The sequence below is a fragment of the Amycolatopsis sp. NPDC004772 genome (assembly GCF_053601215.1).
Genome location: NZ_JBSGBK010000012.1, coordinates 1 through 15227 on the forward strand (window position 1 = coordinate 1; position 15227 = coordinate 15227).

12 protein-coding genes are annotated in these 15227 nt (G+C 69.1%); 7 read left to right on the forward strand and 5 right to left on the reverse strand.

The features are described from left to right. Window positions 1-337: 337 nt before the first annotated feature. From ACWEF6_RS10065 to ACWEF6_RS10080, 4 genes are read right to left on the reverse strand one after another with little or no spacing between them, the layout of a single operon-like run. Window positions 338-1696, reverse strand: a complete 1359-nt coding sequence (locus tag ACWEF6_RS10065; protein WP_449682585.1) for a ricin-type beta-trefoil lectin domain protein — start codon at window positions 1694-1696, stop codon at window positions 338-340. Then, the gene (locus ACWEF6_RS10070; protein WP_449682586.1) at window positions 1693-3552 is read right to left on the reverse strand and encodes a ricin-type beta-trefoil lectin domain protein; all 1860 of its coding nucleotides are present in this window, start codon (window positions 3550-3552) and stop codon (window positions 1693-1695) included. Before ACWEF6_RS10070 ends, ACWEF6_RS10065 begins: the two co-directional genes overlap by 4 nt. Continuing rightward, window positions 3549-4616, reverse strand: a complete 1068-nt coding sequence (locus ACWEF6_RS10075; protein ID WP_449682587.1) for a ricin-type beta-trefoil lectin domain protein — start codon at window positions 4614-4616, stop codon at window positions 3549-3551. Before ACWEF6_RS10075 ends, ACWEF6_RS10070 begins: the two co-directional genes overlap by 4 nt. A 24-nt stretch (window positions 4617-4640) precedes the next feature. Continuing rightward, the gene (locus ACWEF6_RS10080; protein WP_449682588.1) at window positions 4641-5852 is read right to left on the reverse strand and encodes a family 16 glycosylhydrolase; all 1212 of its coding nucleotides are present in this window, start codon (window positions 5850-5852) and stop codon (window positions 4641-4643) included. A 677-nt stretch (window positions 5853-6529) separates the two neighbouring features. Between ACWEF6_RS10080 and ACWEF6_RS10085 the strand changes: the two genes are divergently transcribed. Beyond that, complete coding sequence (locus tag ACWEF6_RS10085; RefSeq protein WP_449682589.1) at window positions 6530-6727, forward strand: hypothetical protein; 198 nt, start codon at window positions 6530-6532, stop codon at window positions 6725-6727. A gap of 3 nt (window positions 6728-6730) precedes the next feature. Here the strand turns inward: ACWEF6_RS10085 and ACWEF6_RS10090 are convergent, their stop codons facing one another. Beyond that, entirely contained in the window at window positions 6731-7966 is a 1236-nt protein-coding gene (locus tag ACWEF6_RS10090) for an ROK family transcriptional regulator (protein ID WP_449682590.1), read from the reverse strand. A 132-nt stretch (window positions 7967-8098) separates the two neighbouring features. Between ACWEF6_RS10090 and ACWEF6_RS10095 the strand changes: the two genes are divergently transcribed. The 6 genes from ACWEF6_RS10095 (at window position 8099) to ACWEF6_RS10120 (ending at window position 15195) form a co-directional block, all read left to right on the forward strand. Further along, a complete protein-coding gene (locus tag ACWEF6_RS10095) occupies window positions 8099-9286 on the forward strand; it encodes an ROK family transcriptional regulator (RefSeq protein ID WP_449682591.1) in 1188 nt (395 codons plus the stop codon). 205 nt (window positions 9287-9491) lie between these two features. Further along, on the forward strand, window positions 9492-11162 hold the full coding sequence (locus ACWEF6_RS10100; protein WP_449682592.1) for an ABC transporter substrate-binding protein: 1671 nt from the start codon (window positions 9492-9494) through the stop codon (window positions 11160-11162). Between the two features lie 17 nt (window positions 11163-11179). Next, window positions 11180-12247 carry an ABC transporter ATP-binding protein gene (locus ACWEF6_RS10105; protein WP_449682593.1) on the forward strand — a complete coding sequence of 356 codons (1068 nt, stop codon included), beginning with the start codon at window positions 11180-11182 and terminating at the stop codon, window positions 12245-12247. Then, window positions 12244-13224, forward strand: a complete 981-nt coding sequence (locus ACWEF6_RS10110) for an ABC transporter permease (RefSeq protein WP_449682594.1) — start codon at window positions 12244-12246, stop codon at window positions 13222-13224. Before ACWEF6_RS10105 ends, ACWEF6_RS10110 begins: the two co-directional genes overlap by 4 nt. A gap of 1 nt (window position 13225) precedes the next feature. Beyond that, window positions 13226-14209: an ABC transporter permease gene (locus ACWEF6_RS10115; protein ID WP_310968600.1), complete on the forward strand. Its 984-nt coding sequence runs from the start codon at window positions 13226-13228 to the stop codon at window positions 14207-14209. After that, window positions 14206-15195 (forward strand): ABC transporter ATP-binding protein, encoded by a 990-nt coding sequence (locus ACWEF6_RS10120; protein WP_449682595.1) that lies wholly within the window; start codon window positions 14206-14208, stop codon window positions 15193-15195. The genes ACWEF6_RS10115 and ACWEF6_RS10120 overlap by 4 nt, the downstream gene beginning before the upstream one ends. Window positions 15196-15227 lie beyond the last annotated feature (32 nt).

Consider the following 15227-nt stretch of genomic DNA (forward strand, 5'->3'; position numbering starts at 1 on the left):
GCCCCGGGGCCGCCCGCGGGCCTTCGGCGGGTCAGACCAACCCCCCCAATTTTGGGTGGTGGGGGCCCCCCCCCCCCCCCCACGCCACATTGGGTGCGTTGGATGCACCCAACGCCACATTGGGGCGTTTGGGCAGGGTTTGACGTCCGGACGACCCGAGCACGAGCCGCGTGCGACGTGCGGTCGATAACCTCGGTGGCGGTCCCGCCGCCGGATACCCCCAGCGGCCGGCGGGACCCCACGCTGCCGGGTCGCCGCTTCCCCAGGGCCGCGGCCCGGCAGCCCTACGCGAGAAGGCCCGGCCGGGGTTCCCGGCCGGGCCTTCGTGGTGCCGCCGTCAGCCGGCGTAGCGGGCGAAGATCCTCGTGAAGTCCCACGCCTGCTGGGAAACCCCGGAACAGGTGTCGTTGTTCGGGTAGCCGCCCGGGCACGGGCGGTCCCGGTTCGCCGACCAGAACGTCAGCCGGGCCAGGTGGTGGGAGTTCGCGTAGGCCAGGATCGTGCTGAAGTCGTTGAGCGTGACCGTCTCGTTGTTGTCGGTGATGCCGTTCATCGACGAGATGCCCATGTGCCGGTAGGCCGTGTCGTCGTCGTAGCCGTACGCGCTCTTGACGACGTTCTTCAGGCCCTCGGCCGCCCGCTGCGTCAACGTGCCCATGTTCTGGCCCGCGCCGCCGAAGTCGAACGGCATGATCACCCAGCCGTCGACCGTGAGGCCGGACTGCGCCGCCCGGTTGACCAGGCTGTTGTCCGGTCCGGACTGGCCGGTGCCGAAGGTGACGTAGAGCTTGATGCCCGGGTTGTTCGCCCGAACCGTCTTCAGCGCGTCGACCGTGCGCTGCTGCACGGTCGGGTTGCTGTAGGCGTCGGCCTCGATGTCGATGTCGATCGCCTTGAGGCCGTAGGCGTTGATCACCTTCTGGTAGCCCGCCGCCAGCTCGCCCGCGCTGCCGCACGACGACTCCAGCTTGTTGCCGGAGTAGCCGCCGAACGACGGGATGACGTCGCCGCCGCCCGCGCGGACGGTGTTGATCGTGTTCTGGTCGACGCCGCCGGTGAGCGCCCGGCCGCCGTCCCACTGCGGGTTGCAGTAGCCGTTGGAGAGGATGAACGCCAGCGTGAACCACTTGACGCCGGTGGCGTTCTGGATCGTCGCCGGGTTGGGCGGGTCGCCCCAGCCGTTGTAGAGGTACGGCGCGACGGCCATCACGCCCGGTCCGGGCGGCGGAGTGGTGCCGCCGCTCGGCAGCGTCCACTGCTGGTTGGCCGTGCTCGCGCAGGTCCAGATCTGCAGGCGGGTGCCGTTGGCGCTGGAGTTGCCGGTGGCGTCGAGGCACTTGCCGGACCCGGTGTTGACCAGGTTCTTCGCCGCGTTGGCCGTCCACTTCTGGGCGGCGGAGCCGTTGCAGTCCCAGAGCTGGATCGTCGTGCCGTTGGCGGTGCCGGCGCTGGTGACGTCGAGGCACTTGCCCAGTGCCTGCAGGGAACCGTCGCTGCCGACTGTCCACTGTTGAGCGTTCGTGCCGTTGCAGTCGTAGAGCTGGACGGCGGTTCCGTTGGCGTTGCTCGCCGCGTTGACGTCGACGCACTTGCCGGCGATGCCGGTGATCGGCCCGGTCGCCGCTTGGGCGACGCCCGGTGCGAACACCAGCGCCGAGGCGGCGATCAGGGCGCCGAATACTGCTGTCTTCTTCATGCGGGCACGTTCCACTTCTGGTTGGCGGCACCGGTGCAGGTCCAGATCTGCAGCCGGGTGCCGTTGGCGCTGGAGTTGCCGGTCGCGTCGACGCACTTGTTCGAGCCCGCGCCGACGAGGTCCCGGGCCGCGGTGGCCGCCCACCGCTGGTTGGCCGTGCCGCCGCAGTCCCACAGCTGGAGCTGGGCTCCGTCCGCTGTGGACTGTCCGGTGACGTCGAGGCACTTGCCGAGCGCCTTCAGGGTTCCGTCGGTGCCGACTGTCCACTGTTGAGCGCCTGAGCCGTTGCAGTCGTAGAGCTGGACCGCGGTGCCGTTGGCGTTGCTCGCGCCGGCGACGTCGATGCACTTGCCGCCGAGGCCGGTGATCGGGCCGGTCTTGCCGGTACCGCCGCCGTTGCCCTGGTTGCCGCTCCAGGTGAACGTCGCCGAGGTGCGGCCGGGCAGGGTGTAGGTGAACGACGAGTTGCCCCAGTTCACCCGCACGCTCTGGTTTCCGGTGCCGGAGTTGTACGCGACCAGCGCCTTGGAGCCGTCGGGGTTCTTCCAGGCGACGTTGCGGACGGCCGAGCTGTCGTTCGAGTCGATCCGGTAGGCGCCCGGCTTCACAAACTTCGTCAAGTGGCCCATGGTGTAGTACTCGACGGTGTAGTCGACCTGCCCGCTGCGGGAGTCTCCGTTGTGGACGGTGATCAGGCCGGTGCAGGTGCCGCAGCCGCCGTTGTGCGGGCCCATGTTCTGGTCGACGGCGAGACTCCACTTGGTCACGCTCTTCGACCAGTTGCGGGTGTAGTCGACGATGTTGTTCATGTCCTCGGCCTGCTGGTTCGAGATCCAGGTGCCGCCGGAGTGCTCGGTCGAGTAGGCGTTGACGTTGGGGTACTGGTTGTGCGTCGTCGTCTGCTGGGCGATGTCGCCGCCGTAGCCGTGCCAGGCCACGCCCCCGAAGTTCGGGTGGTTGCGGATCGCCGCATCGTCCAATGTGGGCGCGCCGTAGGAGGCGTAGGTGTCCCAGTTCCAGTCGAGAGCGAGGACCTTTGTGGACAGACCGGCGTTCTGGAGCGCGGGCAGCAGGTTGTTCTTCGCGAAGTACGCCAGGCCGGCGCCGTTCCAGTTGGTCGACGGGTAGCTCGCGCAGCAGGTGGGCTCGTTCTGCATCGAGACGTAGTCGATCGGCACGCCCGCGGCCCGGTAGGCCTGGAGGTACTTGACGAAGTACTGCGCGTAGGCCGGGTAGTACTGCGATTCGACCCAGCCGAGCAGGTAGCTGTCGTTGTCCTTCATCCACGGCGGCGCGCTCCACGGCGACGCCATCACCTTGGCCTGCGGGTTGAGCTGCTTGGCCTGCTTGGTCAGCGGCAGCACGTCGGCCTGGTCGTGGGCGATCGAGAAATGCGTCAGGTTCGGGTCGGTCTGGCCGGCCGGCATGTCGTCGAAGGTGTAGCTATAGCGGGCCAGGTCGGACGCGCCGAGCGGGTTGCGGATGAAGCTCAGCCCGATGCCGTTGTTCGGGTCGAACAGCTTCCGCATCGTGTCGTCGCGGGTGGCTTGGGAAAGCGCGCCGCTGGAGTTCATCAGCCAGGCCGCGGTGTCCGTAAAGGACGCTCCACCACCCTCGAACTGCTGGTAAGTGGTGTTTTCGTTGACGTTGATGGTCACGCCACCGCTGCCGGTGCCGGCGGCGAACGTCACCGGCGTCTGCTGCTGGAGGCCGCGGGTGACCTGGCGGCCGCCGGCGTCGCTGGTCGTGGTGAGCCAGATGTTGACCGTTTCACCCGCGGCTTGCGCGGGCGCGGCGAAGGTGGCGGCGGCGATCGCCGTCACCCCGGCCAGTGCGGCGAGAGAGCGTTTTCTCATGGGAGCGTCCACTTCTGGTTCGCGCCGGACCCGCAGGTCCAGATCTGGAGCCGGGTGCCGTTGGCGCTGGAGTTGCCGGTAGCGTCGAGGCACTTGCCGGAGCCGGTGTTCACGAGGTTGCCGGCCGCGTTGGCCGTCCACTTCTGGGCGTTCGAGCCGTTGCAGTCCCAGAGCTGGGTCGGCGTGCCGTTCGCGGTGCCGGCGCTGGTGACGTCGAGGCACTTGCCCAGTGCCTGCACGGTCCCGTCGCTGCCGACTGTCCACTGTTGAGCGTTCGTGCCGTTGCAGTCGTAGAGCTGGACGGCGGTGCCGTTGGCGTTGTTCGCCCCGGCGACGTCGGCGCACTTGCCGCCGATGCCGGTGATCGGGCCGGCGTTCTGCGTGGGCGGCGGCGTGGTGCCGCCGGCGAACTGCGTCGCGACCTGCTCGCCGAGGCTGACCGCGTTGGCGTGGTTCTCGATCGGATTGACGTGCGTGTTCGGGAAGACGATGTACGTCACCGGTCCTTCGGTGCCGCCGTTCTTCGGGTCGGGGTTGATGCCGAGGCTGACGGCGGTGGCGTAGGACGCCTCACCGATGATGCTCGTCGGGCCGGTGTCGCCGACCACGGCGTAGGTGACCTGGTTGTTGTAGATCACCGCCACGACCGAACCGCCGTCGATGCCGTAGTTGCGGTAGTCCCAGGTGGACGTCGGCTGGGGCAGGACGATGTATGGCAGCTGCGCCGCGTTGAGCGGTTGGTCGGTCGAAGTGTGGAACGCGGTGTCGGGGTAGAAGCAGCAGTCGGTGTTCTCGTTGCACTGCGTCGTGCGGACGCCGTCGCAGTCGATGTCCATGTCGGCCTTGAAGAACACCGCGCCGTTCGCCTGGCAGACGGGCACGGTGGCCGCGCCGCCTTCGTCGAAGGAATACTTGCCGTTCGAGATCTGTTGACAGGATTGGGTTTTCGCGAGCAGCTGGCTCGCCGACGGGCCCGCGTCGACCGCGGCCTGAGCGGACCCGGTCGTCAGGAAGGAAAGCGCTAACAGGGCGCACCCCATTAGCGCGACGAGGATTCGCCGCACTGGAATCTCCTTATGGGGTCGAGCTCAGGGAGTGGTCCACTTCTGGTTCGCGCCGCCGCCGCAGGTCCAGATCTGCAGACGGGTGCCGTTCGCGCTCGAGTTCCCGGTGGCGTCGAGGCACTTGTTGGCGTTGGGGTTCACGATGTCCTTCGCGCCGGTCACGACCCATTGCTGGGCGCCGGTTCCGTTGCAGTCGTAGAGCTGCACCGGGGTGCCGTCCGCGGTGCCCGCCGCGCTCACGTCCATGCACTTGCCGAGGGCGCGGATGGTGCCGTCGGTGCCGACGGTCCAGTTCTGCGCGGCGTTGCCGTTGCAGTCGGTGATCTGGATCGGCGTGCCGTTGGCGGAGTTCGCGCCGGCGACGTCGACGCACTTGCCGCCGATGCCGGTGATCGTGCCGGTCCGGCCGCCGCCCTGGCTCGAGGAGTTGGTGACGTGCACGTAGTCGACGATCAGCTGCTGCGGGAACTGCGTGCTGCTGTTGGGGTCGCCGGGCCAGTACCCGCCGACGGCCAGGTTGAGGATGATGAAGAAGTTGTGGTCGTAGACCCAGCGGTTGCCGTTCAGGTCCGACGGCGTGCGCGTCTGGTAGAGGTTGCCGTCGACGTACCACTTGATCTGGTTGGGTGCCCAGTCGATGGCGTAGGTGTGGAAGTCGTCGGAGAAGTTCGGGCCGTTGTAGGCCGCGCCGATGCCGCCGGAGCCGGAGTAGCCGGGGCCGTGGATGGTGCCGTGCACGGTGTTCGGCTCGAACCCGACGTTCTCCATGATGTCGATTTCGCCGTCGGTCGGCCAGTTCCCGCCGCCGAGCATCCAGAAGGCCGGCCACATGCCCTGCCCGCGCGGCAGTTTCATGCGCGTCTCGAAGTGGCCGTAGGCCTGGCTGAACTTGCCGGCGGTGTTGAGGCGGGCGGAGGTGTACTCGCAGCGGCCGTACCAGCAGTTGTAGTTGCCGGGGTTTTCCTTCTTGGCGGTGATGACGAGGTGGCCCTGCCCGTCGAGCTGGGCGTTGTTGGTGCCGGAGGTGTAGTACTGCCGCTCGTGGTTGTTGACGTTGTCGCCGGTTTCGAGCTGCCACTTCGACCCGTCGACGCCGGCGCCCGCGGGGCCGTTGAAGTCGTCGGTGAAGGTGGCCGCCGCGGCGGCGGGGGTCATCGTGAGGGCTTGCTGCCCGAGGAACAGCAGCGCGGAGGCGGCGAGGAGTGCCGCCCAGCGGTTCTTTTTGGAGGTGGACATCGTTGTCGCCTCTTTCACCGTGGGGGAACGGCGTTCCGCGCGCAGCACGGAACGCGGGGAGGGGAGGGTCCCGCATGCCGGGGCGGCGGCAGGCGCGACCGATCAGCCGGTGCTCGCGGTCCTGAGCAGGCTCGGACTCGCGGGGCCTCGGCGGGCGCTTTGTTGTGTCTGGCAACAAAGTATGCATGGTCCAGACAAGCCGGGCAACCGTCGGGCGGTCATTTTTTTTCAACCCGAATTAAGGGTGGGTTCGTGGCGGGGCGCTTGTTGCGGTGCTGGTGAGGGTGGTTCCCGGTGAGTGGGGCACGGTCCTGTGGTCGAGTTGCGATGGCTCGGGCGGTGCGGGGTTCGGGCGGTGCGGGGTTCGGCGGTGCGGGGTTCGGCGGCGCCGGGTTTGGTCGGTCGCCGCCTTGTCCACAACTGGGGCGGGGTGTGGACAAGGCGGGCCGGGTGGGGCTTTTGCGCGCTTTCTGTCGGGCGGTGGCGATACGCTGGAGCGGGGATGGACCCCCTGGGTGGGTGGGCTGCCGGGTGGGTGGGCTGCCGGGTGGGCGGGCTGCCGGGTGGGCGGGCTGCCGGGTGGGCGGGCTGCCGGGTGGGCGGGCTGCCGGGTGGGCGGGCTGCCGGGTGGGCCGTGCCAGGGCTTCGTCGGACGTCCGAAGAACGAGGGGGAGAACGTGACCGAGGAAAAGCCGCCGATGCCGCGGGGCTCGTTCGGCATTGCCGTGGTCATGCTGCTCGGCGCCGTCGGCGGGGCGTGGATGGCGCTGGCGCACACCAGCACGCTCGACCTCGTCTGCGGGATAGTCCTCTTCCTCTGCGCCGGCTTCCTCGGCGTGACCTTCCTCCTCGCCTGGTTCAGAGCCCGGCGCTGAGCATCACGCCGCGTCGGACTTCGGGGCTCCCGGCTTGGCGATCCTCGATGTCGCCCCTTGCTCCAGCAAATCCGCCACCGGCAGTGTCGCCGCTCCCGTCGCCACCGCGTCCAAGCCCAGCGACCCCAGCTGGATCGATGTCTGGCTGAACGGGTGCCTCAGCGCGTGCTCGCCCGCCGCCTCGCGGATGCGCGGTAGGAGCTGGTCTCCCAATGCCAAGCCTGCCCAGCCGCCGATCACTATGCGCTCCGGGTTGAACAAGTTGATCAAGTTTGCGATGCCCGCTCCCAAGTAACCCGCCGTCTCGTCGAGTACGCGGGCCGCCGTCTTGGACTTCGGGGCCGCCGCCAGCAACGCCGAGAACTGGGCCTGCTCGTCCTCGCCCGATATGTCCTTTCCGCGTGCTCTGCGGTACCTCGCCAGGACCGCTCCTGCGCCGATGTACGCCTCCAGACACCCGCGTGAACCGCAGCGGCACTCCTGACCGCCGTACGCGATCGTTGTGTGGCCCCACTCTCCCGCGCTGCTCGTCGAGCCTCGGTACGTCGTTCCGTCCGTCACCACCGCCGCTCCGACGCCCGAACCGAGCAGGGCGATCACCGCGTGGCGCGCCCCGCGGCCCGCGCCGAACCACATCTCCGCCTGGCCCTGGGTCTTCGCTCCGTTGTCGATGAACAGCGGCAAGCCCACGCCGGCGTCGACCAGCAGCGAGGCGAACGGCACCGCGTCCCAGCCGACCGTCGGGGCGTGGACCAGCACCTCCGCTCCCTGCTCGACCGTTCCCGGCACGCCGATGCCGACGCCGAGCACGCCCGACTCGTCGATGCCCGTGCTCGCGAACACCTCGCGCAGCCCGGACGTCACCTGCTCGACCGCCGTTGCCGGGTCCGGGGCCTTCGGGAGGGGGTGTTCGACCGTCGCCAGGCGGTTCATCGCCAGGTCGAACAGCTCGACCTTGACGCCCGTCTCGCCGATGTCGACGCCCGCGACGTGCCCGTACGCCGGGTCCACGCGCAGGAGCACCCGGGGGCGGCCGCCGTCCGATTCGACCTGTCCGGCTTCGGTGATCAGGCGTTCTTCGCCCAGTTCGGCGGTCACGTTGCTGACCGTGGCGGCACTCAATCCGGTGAGCTGGCTGAGTTCGTGCCTCGACAGCGGGCCGTCGAAGTACAGTTTCGACAGCAGCAGGGATCGGTTGTGCCGCCGCAGATCGCGGACGGTGGTGCGCTTGCTCGCCATGGGCAACCCATCTGGACTCTTACCGGCTCACTGACAGGATGCCTGATCACCGTAAGTTGTGGCTATGTATTAAGTGGTGAACTAAGTCCCGAACCCATGGTGGCAGGGCCGCGGTCTGGCAGAATCCTCCCGGTGACCCAGGTGGTGCGCCAGACGACCCGTGACCTCAGGCGGCACAACCGCGCGGCGCTGCTCTCCTCGCTCTACCTCCGCGGTCCCGTCAGCAGACTGGAACTGGTAGCTGAATCGGGACTGTCGGCCGCCACCGTTACCAACGTCGTTTCCGAGCTCATCGCGGACGGCGTCGTCGCCGAAGCCGGATCGGTCGAATCGGACGGTGGGCGGCCGCGGACGCTGCTGGCGGTGCGGCCGGACTTCGGGCAGGTCGTGGGCGTCGACGTCAGCGAGACGCACGTCGAAGTCGGCCTGTTCGACTGCGCGCTCGGCACCCTCGGCACCGTGCGCCACCCGCTGGTCGGCACCCGGCTCGACCCGGACGAAGTGGCCGGGCTGGTGCGCACCGGCATCGCCGAAGTGCTCGAAGGCGGCGATCCGGACGCGGTGTTCGGCGTCGGCATCGGCGTGCCGGGCGCGGTCCGCGACGGCGGGATCGTGCACGCGCCCACCCTCGGCTGGCGCGGGGTGGACTTCGCCGAGCTGATCCACCCCTACATCCAGGCGCCCCTCCACCTCGACAACCGCGCCCGCACCCTCGGCCAGGCGGAGACCTGGCGGGGGGCCGGCCGGGGTGCCGAACGCGCCATCGTCGCCCTGCTCGGCGTCGGCGTCGGGGCGGCCGTCGCGACGGCCGGGCGCTCGCACCCCGGCATCACGACCAGCGAGTGGGGTCACACCGTCGTCAAGGCGGCCGGCGCGGCCTGCCGGTGCGGCTCGCACGGCTGCCTGGAGGCCTACGTCGGCACCGAGGCGGTCGTCCGCCACTACGCCGCCCGCGTCGGCAAGGAACCGGTCATCGGGGACGAAAGCGACGTCGAACTGGCGCGGATCGTGGCCGAAGCCCCACGGGGCGGCCCAGCTGCCGACGTGCTCGCCGAAACCGGCGAGTACCTGGGCATCGGCATCGCGAATCTGATCAACCTCCTCAGCCCCGATCGGGTGGTGCTTTCCGGCTCGGCGGGGGCGATCATGGGACCGGCGATCCTGCCGGCGGTCCGGGACGCCGTCGGCCGGCACGCCCTGGACTACCTGGCCGAGCGCACCGAGGTCGTCTTGGGCCGGCTCGGGCCGGAGGCGGTCGCGCTCGGCGCGGCCACCCTGCCGATCGCCCAGCTGCTGGCGAACGGCGGCCGGACCGGCTAAAACCCTTGCCTTGCAAGGAGTCGTCCGACCAATAGGTCCAGACCGGCTGTTCTTTCAGTACTTAAACTTAGGTACAAAACGTTACCGCCGTGTTATTGACGTGACCCGAGTCACCCGGGTTGACTTCGGGGCGTCGTTCGGTCGCCGGCGGTCGGGGCTCGCTACCAGTCGACAGCAAGTAGTCGTCGATGACCAGGAGGAACCGATGCGAGTCAAGCGCTCCATCGTCGCAGCGCTCGTAGCCGTGATGGCCGTCGGAGGCCTGACCGCGTGCAGCGGCGGCAGTTCGAACGCCGCCCAGAGCAATCCCGACGCCGTGCTCAACGTCGGCAAGCCGGACGGCCCGCAGGCGGAGAACAACAACCCGTTCCTGGAGACGTCCGCCCTGTCGAACATGGGCTACCGGTGGATGATCTACGAGCCCCTCGTCATGCTCAACCGCGTCAAGCCGCAGGAACCGGGCAAGCCGTGGCTGGCCACGAAGTGGGACTGGTCGGACAACTACAAGAAGCTGGTCCTGACCGTCCGTGACAACGTCAAGTTCTCCGACGGCCAGCCGATGACCGCCGAGGACGTCGCCTACACCTTCCAGCTGCTGCGCGACAACAAGGCGCTGAACGTCGACGCCGTGCCGTACAAGGACATCACCGCGGCCGGCAACCAGGTCACCCTGGCCTTCGACAACTCGCAGTTCGTCAACCAGGTGAAGATCCTGCAGACGCTCGTCGTGCCGAAGCACGTCTGGAAGGACGTCAAGGACCCGGCGCTCGACCTCGTCAAGAACCCGATCGGCACCGGCCCGTACACGCTCAAGTCGGCCACCCCGCAGACGATGATCGTCGTGCGGCGCGACAGCGGCTACTGGCAGGAGGCGCCGAAGGTCAAGGAGATCCGCTACACCTCCTACACCGACAACAACGCGCAGGTCAATGCGCTGGTCAACGGTGCGGCCGAGTGGAGCTTCGTGTTCATCCCGAACTACAAGGCCGTCTACACCAACAAGGACCCGCAGCACTACAAGCTGTGGTTCCCCGCGCAGCTGGCCGTGCACGGCCTGTGGTTCAACACCGAGAAGGCGCCCTGGAACGACGCGAAGCTGCGCCAGGCGATCAACAAGGTGATCAACCGCGACGACATCTTCAACCAGGGCGAGGCCGGCTACTTCTACCCGAAGAACGACCAGGTCACCGGCATCCCGACCCCGGCGGGCGACCCGTTCATCGCGCCGCAGTACAAGGGCCAGACGGTCCAGGTCGACGTCCCGGGCGCGAAGTCGCTGCTGACCGGCGCGGGCTACAAGTTCACCGGCGACAAGCTGGCCGACCCGAGCGGCAAGCCGGTCACGATCAAGCTGACCGTCCCGTCCGGCTGGTCGGACTACATCACCGACCTGGAGATCATCAAGGACAACCTGGCGCAGATCGGCATCACCGCCACGGTCGAGAAGATGAACCAGGACGCCTGGATGAAGTCGGTCGACACCGGTGACTTCGAGGGCCTGATGCACTGGACCAACGACGGGTCGACGCCGTACGACATGTACCGCGACGTCATGGACGGCAACCGCTACAAGCCGACCGGCCAGGGCGGCATCAACGGCAACTACGGCCGCTACAAGAACGACGAGGCGACCAAGGCCCTGGAAACCTACGCCAACGCCGAGGACGACGCCGCCCGCACCGCGGCCATGGCGACGCTGCAGAAGATCATGATCGAGCAGCAGCCGATGATCCCCACGTCGGCGGCCAACTCCGGCGGCGAGTACAGCACGAAGAACTGGGTCGGCTGGCCCGACGACGCCAACCCGTACGCGCCGGCCCAGCCGACGCTGCGCAACGCGCTCGACATCGTCCTGCACCTCAAGCCCGCGGCCTGACGATGGCGGATTCAGCCGTGACGACCGAGCAGTCCCCCTCCGACCCCGTCGCCGTCGGGTCGGAGGGGGACCTCCCCGTGGTCCTCGAGGCCGCGGGCCTCACCAAGCACTTCCCGGTCCGCCGCAAAGGCCGGGCCGCCCTGACCGGGCCACGCCGCAGCATCCAGGCCGTCGACGACGTGAGCCTGACGCTCCGGCGTGGCCGCGTCACCGCGCTGGTCGGCGAGTCCGGCTCGGGCAAGTCGACGGTCGCGCGGCTGCTCGCCGGCCTCTACCCGCGCACCGGCGGCGACATCCGGCTGCACGGCGACAGCATCGACGTCAAGCGCGGCAAGGCGTTCCGCGCCTACGCCCGCCGCGTCCAGATGATCTTCCAGGACCCGTTCGCGTCGCTGAACCCGGTGCACACCGTGCGCTACCACCTGACGCGGGCCCTGAAGATCCACGGCCGGGCCGGCGACGACCTCGAGCAGTCGCTGCACGAGCTGCTCGCGCGCGTCCAGCTGACCCCGCCCGAGCGGTACATCGACAAGTTCCCGCACGAGCTGTCCGGCGGCCAGCGCCAGCGCGTCGCGATCGCGCGGGCGCTCGGCGCCGACCCGGAGGCCCTGCTGGCCGACGAGCCGGTGTCCATGCTGGACGTCTCCATCCGGCTCGGCGTGCTGAACCTGCTGCGGGACCTCAAGGAACGCCTGCACCTGGCCATCCTGTACATCACGCACGACATCGCGTCCGCGCGCTACTTCGCCGACGACACGATGGTGATGTACGCGGGCCGGATGGTCGAAGGCGGCGACAGCGAGACCATCACGCAGCGGCCGGCGCACCCGTACACCCGGCTGCTCATCGAATCCGCGCCCGACCCGGACCGGATCGCGGACGGCGGCGACCCCGCGGAGACGCCGGCCGAACGCGGCTCCGGCGAACCGCCGAGCCTGATCGACCCGCCGCCGGGCTGCCGGTTCCACCCGCGCTGCCCGGTGGCCCTGGCCCGGTGCGAGACCGAGCTGCCGCCGCGGTTCGACGTCGGCGACGCGCCGGGGCACTGGACCGCCTGCTGGCTCTACGACGGGGCCGCCCGATGAGGTACCTGCTGCAGCGGCTCGGCTTCTACCTCTTCACCGCGTGGGCCGCCGTCACCATCAACTTCTTCATCCCGCGGATGATCCCCGGCGACCCGGTGCAGTCGCTGATCGCGAAGAACCAGGGCATGATCAGCGCGGACGCCATCGAGTCGCTGTACGTCCTCTTCGGACTCGACAAGAACGAAAGCCTGATCTCCCAGTACTTCGACTACTGGGGCCAGCTCTTCCGCGGTGACCTCGGGATCTCGTTCACGTTCTTCCCGACGCCGGTCTCCGACCTGCTCACCGACAGCCTGCCGTGGACGATCATCCTGGTCGGCATCACCACGGTCGTCGGCTTCGCGCTCGGCACCGGGCTCGGCGTGGTCGCCGGCTGGAAGCGCGGCTCGTGGGTCGACGGCCTGCTGCCGGTGACGACGTTCCTCTCGTCGATCCCGTACTTCTGGCTCGGCCTGATCGCGCTGACGATCCTGGCCGGCCCGGGCAGCTTCTTCCCGTCGTCCGGCGGCTACGACCCGGGTACCGTCCCGGGCTGGGACGGCGAGTTCATCGGCAGCGCGATCCAGCACAGCCTGCTGCCCGCGCTGACCATCCTGATCAGCTCGATGGGCAGCTGGATCCTGGGCATGCGCAACATGATGGTCACCGTCGCGTCGGAGGACTACGTCACCGTCGCGCACGCCAAGGGCCTGCCGGAACGCCGGGTGATGGTCGGGTACGCGGCGCGCAACGCGCTGCTGCCCAGCGTGTCCGGCTTCGCGCTGGCGCTCGGGTTCATCGTCGGCGGGACGCTGCTGGTGGAGATCGTCTTCTCCTACCCGGGTGTCGGCTACCAGCTGTTCCAGGCGGTCGGCTCGCAGGACTACCCGCTGATGCAGGGCATCTTCCTGATCATCACGCTCTCGGTGCTGGTGGCCAACCTGCTCGCCGACGTCGCCTACCTCGCACTCGACCCGCGCACTCGGAAGGAGGGCTGACATGGCCGTACCCGCGGCGGACGTCAAGGCCGCCCAGGCCCTCCCACTCGAAGCGGTCGCCCGCCGGCGCCGCTTCCGGTTCCTCACCGGCGGCAAGACCGCCACCGGCCTCGCCGTCATCGTCTTCTTCGTGGTCATCGCGATCATCGGGGAGTGGATCGCACCGTACGACCCGTCGGCCCGCAGCAGTGACCTGCTGGAGTCGCCGTCGGGACGGCACTGGTTCGGCACCACCCACCTCGGCCAGGACATCTTCAGCCAGGTCGTGGTCGGCACGCGCAGCGTCATGCTGGTCGGGCTGGCCGCCGGGATCGTGGCGACCATCCTCGCGGTGATCGTCGGCGTGACGTCCGGCTACCTCGGCGGCACGCCCGGCGAGGGGCTCTCCGCGCTGTCCAATGTGTTCCTGGTGATCCCGGCGCTGCCGCTGATCATCATCATCGGCAGCGCGGTGCCGGGCGGTGGCGACATCCTGGTGGCGGTGATCATCGGCTGCACGTCGTGGGCGTGGGGCGCGCGGGTGCTCCGGGCGCAGACGCTGTCGTTGCGCGGCCGGGAGTACGTCGAAGCGGCCCGGGCGACCGGCGAGTCGACCTGGCGGATCATCTTCTTCGAGATCCTGCCGAACCTGACCGCGGTGATCGCGTCCAGCTTCGTCGGCACGGTGATCTTCGCCGTGATGTCGGAGATCACCCTGGCCTTCGTCGGCGTCTCGGGACTGTCCAACTGGAACTGGGGCACCATCCTGTTCTGGGCCCAGAGCCAGCAGGCGCTCGCGCAGGGCGCGTGGTGGTGGTTCGTGCCCGCCGGGCTGGCGATCGCCATCCTCGGCACCGCGTTGTCCCTGCTCAACTTCGGCATCGACGAGTTCGTCAGCCCGCGGTTGCGCGGCAGCGGCAAGGCCCGCGTGCGCGGCGCCGACGGGAAGACGCATCGCATGCGGGTGGGCTTCACGCCCGTGCTCGGGCGGGAGGAACGACCATGATGGACCCGGTGCTGGAGATCAAGGGCCTGGACGTCGACTACGGCGTCGGCGACGAGGCCGTGCGCGCGGTCCGGGACGTGCACCTGACGCTGCACCGCGGCGAAGTCCTCGGCCTGGCCGGGGAAAGCGGCAGCGGCAAGTCCACTTTGGCCTACGGGCTGACCCGGCTGCTCGCGCCGCCGGGCGTCATCCGTGGCGGCGAGGTGATCTACCACCCCGCCGACGGCGAGCCGTACGACGTCCTCCGCCTGACGCACAAGCAGCTGCGGGACTTCCGGTGGGCGGAAACGTCCATTGTGTTCCAAGGTGCGATGAACTCGCTGAACCCGGTGCACAAGGTGGTCACGCAGCTCGTCGACGTCATCAAGGCGCACGAGCCGGGCACGACCCGCGCGGGCCGGATCGCGCGGGCTCGCGACCTGCTGAAGCTGGTGGGGATTTCGGCCGACCGGCTGGAGGCGTACCCGCACCAGCTGTCCGGCGGGATGCGGCAGCGGGTGATGATCGCGATGGCGCTCGCGCTGGAACCGCGGATCGTCATCATGGACGAGCCGACGACCGCGCTCGACGTCGTGATGCAACGGCAGATCCTCGGCCAGCTCGTGGAACTGCGCGAACGGCTGGGGTTCTCGGTCCTGTTCATCACGCACGACCTGTCGCTGCTGGTGGAGTTCTCGGACCGGATCGCGATCATGTACGGCGGCCGGATCGTCGAGCAGGCGCCGGCGGCGGACCTCTACCGGGACGCGCTGCACCCGTACAGCCACGGCCTGCTCAACTCGTTCCCCGCCCTGCGGGGGCCGCGGCGCGAACTGTCCGGGATTCCCGGATCGCCGCCGGACACGCGCGGGATGCCGTCCGGCTGCGCGTTCCACCCGCGGTGCCCCAAGGCTTTCGAGCCGTGCCCCGACCGCGTGCCGCTGCTGGGCACGCCCGGCGACCCGGCGCGCGAAGTGGCGTGCTGGCTGCACCCCGTCACTTCCTGAACGCCGGTGTCCGATACCCCTGGAGGAGAGCC

Excerpts from the sequence above, each read along its gene's own strand:
- ACWEF6_RS10100 (WP_449682592.1), top strand. The coding sequence starts at position 9,492 with ATGCGAGTCAAGCGCTCCATCGTCGCAGCGCTCGTAGCCGTGATGGCC.
- ACWEF6_RS10115 (WP_310968600.1), top strand. The coding sequence starts at position 13,226 with ATGGCCGTACCCGCGGCGGACGTCAAGGCCGCCCAGGCCCTCCCACTC.
- ACWEF6_RS10065 (WP_449682585.1), bottom strand. The coding sequence starts at position 1,696 with ATGAAGAAGACAGCAGTATTCGGCGCCCTGATCGCCGCCTCGGCGCTG.
- ACWEF6_RS10090 (WP_449682590.1), bottom strand. The coding sequence starts at position 7,966 with ATGGCGAGCAAGCGCACCACCGTCCGCGATCTGCGGCGGCACAACCGA.
- ACWEF6_RS10080 (WP_449682588.1), bottom strand. The coding sequence starts at position 5,852 with ATGTCCACCTCCAAAAAGAACCGCTGGGCGGCACTCCTCGCCGCCTCC.
- ACWEF6_RS10070 (WP_449682586.1), bottom strand. The coding sequence starts at position 3,552 with ATGAGAAAACGCTCTCTCGCCGCACTGGCCGGGGTGACGGCGATCGCC.
- ACWEF6_RS10120 (WP_449682595.1), top strand. The coding sequence starts at position 14,206 with ATGATGGACCCGGTGCTGGAGATCAAGGGCCTGGACGTCGACTACGGC.
- ACWEF6_RS10110 (WP_449682594.1), top strand. The coding sequence starts at position 12,244 with ATGAGGTACCTGCTGCAGCGGCTCGGCTTCTACCTCTTCACCGCGTGG.